Source organism: Psychrobacter sp. FME5 (assembly GCF_014861375.1).
Lineage (GTDB): Bacteria > Pseudomonadota > Gammaproteobacteria > Pseudomonadales > Moraxellaceae > Psychrobacter.
Genome location: NZ_RRYX01000123.1, coordinates 1 through 8280, shown reverse-complemented (window position 1 = coordinate 8280; position 8280 = coordinate 1). Strand labels below are relative to the sequence as shown.

Here is an 8280-nt window from a genome sequence, read left to right as displayed (position 1 = left end):
ACTTTGATGCTAGCGCATCTAGGTCTTTTTTTCACCTCGCATTTGGTATTGCACTTCATGTGTTAATCTAAGTTTAAAATAAGTAAAATCTTGAATTCGTCAACTTTTGAGCGTTTATAAAATGCAAAACGCTGGGCTAAAGCCGCAGCCTACGAGATACACACTAAAGCGGGCGTAGGCTGGGCATTTTGCCCAGCGCCAAACTATGCAATATCATAATGCTGGGCTAAAGCTACAGCCTACCTGCTACCTATCATATCGAATGTTGACACCTTTATTATTCACATCGGTTCCCCAATCATCGGGATACACGCCTTTTTTAATCAATTTATGCAATGTAGAGTATTGCCAATCTTGAGGGTTGGCGACGTAGCCATGTTTGACAGGATTATAGTGAATATAATCCATATGTTGCCGATAATCAGCCTCATCACGGATACGATGTTCCCAAAATCGTCGTTGCCAAATACCTCGCTCTCTTTTTGCTTGTCGTGAGGAGGTGATAATTTCAGTTTTATTGAATTGTCTAGAGAATTGGCTTTTGATACTCGCCACTATGACAGCGTAATCATCAGAGTCTGGCGGTAAAGTAATGAGCATATGCACATGATCGGGAAGCACAACCATTGCGTCTAAATCAAAGTGATGATGTTGAATTGTTTTAGCATAGGCGTCACGAAATTTATCAATATGGGTCAAGAGTAATTGAGAGTGTCGATTGGCTAAATTAAAGGTTAAGAAATAGCAGCCACCTTTAGTTTTATCACGAATGTAGTTGCTCATAGTGGGTTCAGTGTGTAGGCGAGGTTATAGATGTAGGTAGGCTGGGCATTTTGCCCAGCTAAGTGATATAAATTTGACAAAGTGATGGATCAAAACCGTAGCCTACCAATTAACTAGCTAAAGTTTATAGCGTTAAAAATGCTGGGCTAAAGCCGCAGCCTACGAGATATGCATTAGATTAAAATTTAGATAAACAAAAAGGCTGGGCTAAAAGCCACAGCCTATATCAGAGAATTACTAAATAATATCAGTTAAAACAGTATAAGTTTTGCTTACTTCTCTAAATACTGAATCTTACCTTCCACACCATCCCACTTCTCAGCTTCTGGCAACTGACCTTTCATTTCAGTAATGTTTGGCCATTTTTGCGCCAGTTCTTCATTGAGTTGGGTAAATTGCTCTTGGCCTTTGGGTACTTCATCTTCTGAGAAGATGGCATTGGCGGGACATTCAGGCTCGCATAGCGCGCAGTCGATGCACTCATCAGGGTCGATGACTAGGAAGTTTGGCCCTTCATAAAAGCAGTCCACAGGGCAGACTTCCACACAGTCAGTGTATTTGCAACGGATGCAGTTATCTGTAACGACGAAGGTCATAGTGCTGTCTACCTGTTATTGGCTTAAGGCTAAATAGAATAGTTTGGAATAAGGCGTATTTTAACGCTTTTAGGGCGATTTGACAAACCCCTTTACTGACTAATGATTTTCTTCAGATGATACAATAAATCGTGCGCCTGTTTGGGCGTTAGGCTATTGGGATCAATTGCACCCAGCTCATCTTGCAAGCTAAACAATTGATTTTGCTGTGGAATATCCATCGTGCTTTGATTTTTCTCAACCTTCATAACCTGTGCTTTTGTTGTCTTGTTAGCAGGAGCGTGCGAGCTTTTATCTGTTACTGACTTAGCTAAGTCATTTTTGTCATCAAGGTTATCAATAATAACTTTGTCGTTATCCGCTTTAAGGTTGTCAGCCTTTAAGTTATCTATGCTTAAGTTATCTATGCTTAAGTTGTCTACCTTTAAGTTATCTAATAAATAACGCTTGGCATCATTAAGCACCTGCGTTGGGATACCCGCCATTTTCGCCACATGTAATCCAAAGCTGGAGCTTGCTGCGCCGTCCTTGATTTGATGCAGTAGTAGAAGCTGACCATCGATTTCACTGGCAGCGACATGGACATTACGAATATTGGCGTGGCTTTGGTCTTTATTATTTGCCAATTGCGTTAGCTCAAAATAATGGGTGGCAAATAACGTCAGGCAGCCAATCTCTAGTAGCCTGTTGACGCAAGCGTGGGCGATTGCCAGACCATCAGTGGTCGCCGTACCGCGTCCGACTTCATCCATCAACACCAGTGATTTATTGGTCGCTTGATTGAGAATATTGGCGGTTTCTATCATTTCAACCATAAACGTCGATTTACCACCTGCTAAGTCATCGGCCGAGCCAATACGGGTAAAGATGCGGTCGATATCACCAATATAAGCACTAGCTGCTGGGACAAAGCTGCCGCAATGAGCAAGTAGGACAATCAACGCCGTTTGGCGCATATAGGTCGATTTACCGCCCATATTAGGGCCAGTAATCATTAATAATCGCTCAGGATGCTCGTCTTTACTGTCATTGCTGCCAAGCTGACAATCATTGGCGACAAAATGGCTCGTAGGCTGAGTATTGTTGCTCTGATTAAAGCTATTAATGCTATTAATGGTGTTTTGGATGTTAGCTGGATTTAGCGCCGCTTCGACCACCACATGACGACCTTGTTTAATATCGATACTGGTTTGACTGTTATTGTTTATATGGTTGTTTGTATTGTTGTTTGCGCTATTGGTTAAACCGTCATTTTCTAAGCCATGACTCATGACTGGACGCTGCCAGTTATAAACTGTCGCAAGCTGTGCCCAATTACTTAGCACATCTATTTGGGCAATCGCCGCGCTTAGCTGTTGTAGCTCGGCTAAATGGCTGTTTAAGATAGTTAATAGTTCATTGTACAGCTGCTTTTCACGAGTCAATGCTAATGTCTGCGCGCTTAGATATTCGGTCTCGACTTCTTTTAGCTCATCAGTGATAAAGCGCTCGCTGCTCTTTAGCGTTTGCCGCCTGATAAAGTGCGCAGGGGCGTTCTTTGCTTGCATCTTAGGCAGCTCAAAATAAAAGCCACTGACCTTATTAAAGCCCACTTTTAGGCTAGGTAATTGGTTATCTTGACGAGCACGCTCTAGCATCTCATCTAATGTCGCTTGGATATTGTCATGGAGATGGGTCAGCCGATCAAATTCTTCATCGAAGCCCGCGGCTAGCATACCGCCATCGCGGATATGGGCAGGTGGCTCTACAACAATGGCACGCTCAATCAACTCGGCGACGGACTGTACCGCAGGTAGTTGTTCGGGCAATTGCTGCATCAGCATGGGCAACAGGCCAGACTGGTCGTGGCTAATACCTGAATCCGTCAGTAAAGTCGTGAGCTGTGCACTACTGGCAATGCCATCGGCAAGTTTGCGTAAGTCGCGCGGCTTGGCGCTCATCAGCCCGATACGGCTACTGATGCGCTCAATATCACCGATAGCGTTTAGGGTTTCGCGTAAACTGGTAACTAATGGGCTGTTTCCTAAATTTTGGTTGGCTTGTTCAGTTTGATTGTCTTGATTTAAAAGACAGGTTATCGCCTCCAAACGCATATTGATACGCGCATGCTGACGCAGCGGGCGCTTCATTTGCTGCACCAGTAAGCGTCGCCCCATTGGCGTCTGACAATGATTGAGCACAGATATTAAGGACGTACCGTTGCTGCTGACGGGGGTAAATAGCTCAAGGTTTTGCTGGCTATTGGCATCGATAATCAAATAATCGTCGCTATATTCGACGATGAGCTGGTTAAGCTGCGGCACATGACGCTGCTGGGTTTGCCGTGCATAATGTATCAGCGCCGCACAGCTAGATTGAGCCAGTGGTGCATCGCTAATGCCTAGACCATCGAGACGCTGTACTTCAAACTGTTGGCATAAAGTCGCGCTGGCATGGTCACGATGAAAGTCATTGGTCGCCACTTCGATAATAGGGCAGTCGAGATGTTGGCGTAACCACAACAGCCATTCTTCACCAGCTTGTTCACCCAGTGCTTCGCTAATGATACATTCACTCGGGGCAAAGCGCGCCAATACCGTCAGCATTTGAGTTCTCAGACTCTCGATATCATCGTTATGCGCTGTCAGACTTTGGGTTGTCAACGTGCCAGCAGCTAAGTCCATTTGACTGATGGCGGCTTGTAAAGGGTGTTTGCTGTTCGATTTAGGTGTTTCTATATCGATAGCGACGACAGTCGGGGTATGATTGGGCGCAATCAGCGCATCATCGGTAATCGTTCCAGCGGTCAAGGTTTTGACCACTTCACGGCGCATGATACTGCCAGCCGCTGATTTGCTTTTATTTTTCTTTTGTTTATCGCCCATCGTCGGCGCATTGGATGTTTTGTTTGTTGGGCTGTTACTAGCATTGTTAGTTGCAGATTCGTCAATTTGCTCACAAACCACCACCGTTTGCCCAGCAGCAATTAGCCGCGCCATATAGCTGTCGGCTGCATGAAACGGAACGCCTGCCATGGCAATGGTGTTACCGGCTTTATCCGTACCACGGCGGGTTAGGGTAATGTCCAATATTTGCGCCGCGCGCTTGGCATCATCAAAGAATAGCTCATAAAAATCACCCATCCGATATAGCAATAATGCTTGTGGATAGTTGGCTTTCATGGTCAGATATTGCACCATCATTGGCGTATGGTCTGCTAAATGATAGACGGCATCGCCTATGACCAATGGTGCAGATGACACTGGCACAGATTTTGAATTGTTTCTTGAATTGTTTTTTGATGTCATTTTCGAAGTGTTTTTTGACGTAGTTTTTAATGTATCATCAGTTTGAGCAGAGGGTTTGACAGACATGCAGTATCTCTTATATCGTTTTTATCTTTCTTAAATAAATTTGGCTAAATAGCGAGTTTCAGATATATATAGTTGGTTTACTTTAAAACTGATACGAGTGTTACTGATGCTAATTTTTCGCCGCCTCTGTCGGCGTAGGCACAGCAAGCAAGAAAAATTCATACCAGTCTCGCGTCATAATATAAGATATCTATTTTATTTGGTATCGACTATATAAGCACTATTTTAACACGTCCAGCTGCCTTTTTACGTCGGCAAATATCTGCTAACTGCCCTGGTATCCATCGCCGTCATAACCATATATAATAACGTCACACTTAATTGGGCGATATTTTATTGGACTGTCTTAAATTGGACAGTAACTAGCCAAACAATGAAAAAGCAACGGACGACGCGTTGGCTAATGCGCACTAATTATCGAATATTTCCATAGGTCAAAAAATTATGTTATCAAAAATTATAGGCAGTGTCGTTGGCACTAAAAATGACCGTGAACTCAAGCGTATGCGTAAAGTGGTCAGCAAAATCAACGCACAAGAGGCTGAAGTACAAGCCTTGTCTGATGAGCAATTACAACAAAAAACCGAAGAGTTTAAAGCAAGACATCAAAACGGTGAAAGCTTAGATGCGCTACTGCCAGAAGCGTTTGCCGTTTGCCGCGAAGCCTCGTTACGTGTCACTGGCATGCGCCACTATGATGTCCAGCTCATCGGTGGTATCACCCTACACGAAGGCAAAATCGCCGAGATGAAAACCGGTGAGGGTAAAACCTTGATGGGCACCTTGGCCATGTACCTGAACGGTATCAGTGGCAAGGGCGTGCATTTGGTGACGGTCAACGATTATTTGGCCGCGCGTGATGCTGAATTAAACCGTCCATTGTTTAGTTTTTTGGGTATGACGGTTGGGGTGATTTATTCGCAGCAGCCGCCACAAGAAAAAATCGACGCCTATCAAGCCGACATCACTTACGGTACCAATAACGAATATGGTTTTGATTACCTACGCGATAACATGGTGTTTAGCTTAGCTGAAAAAAAACAGCGTCCGCTAAACTTCTGTATCATCGATGAGATTGACTCTATCTTAATTGATGAAGCACGTACGCCATTGATTATCTCAGGTCAAGCCGAAGATTCGTCACGTATGTACGCCTTGATTAATACCATCATTCCCGTACTTATTCGCTCAAAAGACGAAGAAGCCAATAAGAATAACGAAGAAGAAGATTTTTGGATCGATGAAAAGAACCGTCAAATCGAGATTAGCGAAAAAGGCTATGAGAAAATTGAGCGCTTTTTAATCGAAGTCGGCGAGCTGGGCGAAAGTGAAAGCTTATATAGTCCAAGTCGTTTGCCGCTATTGGCGCACGTCCAAGCGGCTATTCGCGCCCACCATGTGTTTGTCAAAAACGTCCATTATATCGTCGATGAAGGTGAAGTAGTCATCGTTGATGAAAATACTGGTCGTACCATGCCCGGTCGCCGCTGGTCAGAAGGCCTGCATCAAGCGGTCGAAGCCAAAGAAAACGTCGAGATTCAAGCGGAAAACCAAACCCTTGCAACCACCACCTTCCAGAACTTCTTCCGTCTATATGAAAAGCTATCTGGTATGACGGGTACGGCGGATACCGAAGCAGCAGAATTTAAATCAACCTATGACTTAGACGTCATCGTTATTCCAACACACGAGCCGATTGCGCGTATCGATATGGATGACCAAATTTTCTTAACCAAGTTAGGTAAATACAAAGGCATCATCCGCGAGATTAAAGAAATACAGGACAAAGGCGCACCAGTACTGGTTGGTACGGCGACGATCGAAGCCAGTGAAGAGTTGTCTTATCTGCTCGATCAAGACGGCGTCAAGCATAACGTCCTAAACGCCAAGCAGCATGAGCGCGAAGCCGACATTATTGCCCAGGCAGGTAGCCCAAAATCTGTCACCATCGCCACCAACATGGCAGGTCGTGGTACCGATATTATCCTTGGTGGTAACTGGCAGTCATTTATCGAAGACATCGATGCAGTCAGCCCCGATGAAATGGCACGCTTAAAAGCCCAATGGCAAGTCAAGCATGATCAAGTCGTTGCCGCTGGTGGTCTACATATTATTGGTTCTGAGCGTCATGAGTCACGCCGTATTGATAATCAGCTACGTGGTCGTGCTGGTCGTCAGGGTGACCCTGGTATGTCACGCTTCTTTTTATCGCTCGAAGATGACTTGATGCGTATTTTCGCCGGTGATCGCGTGGTCAATATGATGCGCGCCATGGGCCTAAAAGAAGACGAAGCCATCGAGCATAAAATGGTTTCTAAATCGATTGAAAACGCCCAAGGTAAAGTCGAAAGCCGCGATTTTGATGCGCGTAAAAATCTATTGAAATATGATGATGTGGCCAATGAGCAACGTAAAGTTATCTACGGTCAGCGCGATGATTTATTGGCAGAGATGGATTTGTTAGAGGCCATCGAAGTGATGCATCATGAAGTTTATAATGCCATGATTAGCCAGTTTATCCCGCCAGGTTCTATCGATGACCAATGGAATGTCGATGGTCTTGAGGATGAACTGGAAGACGAGTTTAAAATATCGATGCCAATTAACGACTGGCTCGATGAAGATCGCCGCTTGGATGAAGAAGGGCTGCGTGCCAAAATTATCCAAACCGCGCTCGATCATTATCATGGTCGCCGCGAGCAGATGGGCGAAAAAGATGCCGCTCAGCTTGAGCGTCACTTTATGCTGCAGAGTCTAGATAAACATTGGAAAGAGCATTTAACCCAAATGGATCAGCTGCGTAAAGGCATTCATCTGCGTGGTTATGCCCAAAAAAACCCTGAGCAAGAATATAAGCGTGAGTCGTTTGAGCTATTCCAAATGATGCTAGGGGCAATTAAATCTGAGACGGTACAGGATTTATCACGTGTGCATATCCCGACCAAAGAAGAGCTGGAGGCATTGGAAGAGCAGCAGCGTGAGAATGCGGCGCAGATGCAAATGCAGTTTGAGCACAATGACGTTGATAATATGGATAGTAGTGCAGCAGAACAAGCGCAAAATCGCAATGTAGCGGGTAGTGCGGCGGCAGCAGGTGCTATGGCAGGCGGTGCTAGTGCTAGTGCTAATGCTGGCAACAATGCCAATGAGCCAAACCCATACGCGGGTATGAACATCAGTCGTAACGCACCTTGCCCTTGTGGTTCAGGTCTTAAGTACAAGCAATGTCATGGCAAAATATAGTTATACCAAACCCAAAAAGTACGATTAGCTGTGTCAAACTCGTTTAGTCTACAAGGCGTAGTACTTTCACTCCTGTTCCTTAGCTGAATTCTATACAGCCCCTAATAAAAAGTCTCTGTCTATAATAGATAGGGGCTTTTTTTATATGCTGGGTGTTTTATATACCTTAGATTAACACATGAAGTGCAATACCAAATGCGAGGTGAAAAAAAGACCTAGATGCGCTAGCATCAAAGTCTTTATCCACCGACCAAAGTGAGATTGCAACCATGAACTATACACATCTAAGCCTAGGTGAACGATAT

At 44.6% G+C, this 8280-nt stretch carries 4 protein-coding genes; 1 reads left to right on the top strand and 3 read right to left on the bottom strand.

Translation table 11 applies throughout. From position 1 onward, the window contains the following. Positions 1–246: 246 nt before the first annotated feature. From EI161_RS12410 to mutS, 3 genes are all read right to left on the bottom strand, one after another. A complete protein-coding gene (locus EI161_RS12410; protein ID WP_192524631.1) occupies positions 247–783 on the bottom strand; it encodes an REP-associated tyrosine transposase in 537 nt (178 codons plus the stop codon). Positions 784–1055: 272 nt separating this feature from the next. Then, positions 1056–1379 carry a ferredoxin FdxA gene (gene fdxA / locus EI161_RS12405; protein WP_192524630.1) on the bottom strand — a complete coding sequence of 108 codons (324 nt, stop codon included), beginning with the start codon at positions 1377–1379 and terminating at the stop codon, positions 1056–1058. 92 nt (positions 1380–1471) lie between these two features. Further along, on the bottom strand, positions 1472–4732 hold the full coding sequence (gene mutS, locus EI161_RS12400; protein WP_192524629.1) for a DNA mismatch repair protein MutS: 3261 nt from the start codon (positions 4730–4732) through the stop codon (positions 1472–1474). A gap of 444 nt (positions 4733–5176) precedes the next feature. On the opposite strand from mutS, the gene secA reads away from it, so the two are divergent. After that, the gene (gene secA / locus EI161_RS12395) at positions 5177–7975 is read left to right on the top strand and encodes a preprotein translocase subunit SecA (RefSeq protein ID WP_192524628.1); all 2799 of its coding nucleotides are present in this window, start codon (positions 5177–5179) and stop codon (positions 7973–7975) included. Positions 7976–8280 lie beyond the last annotated feature (305 nt).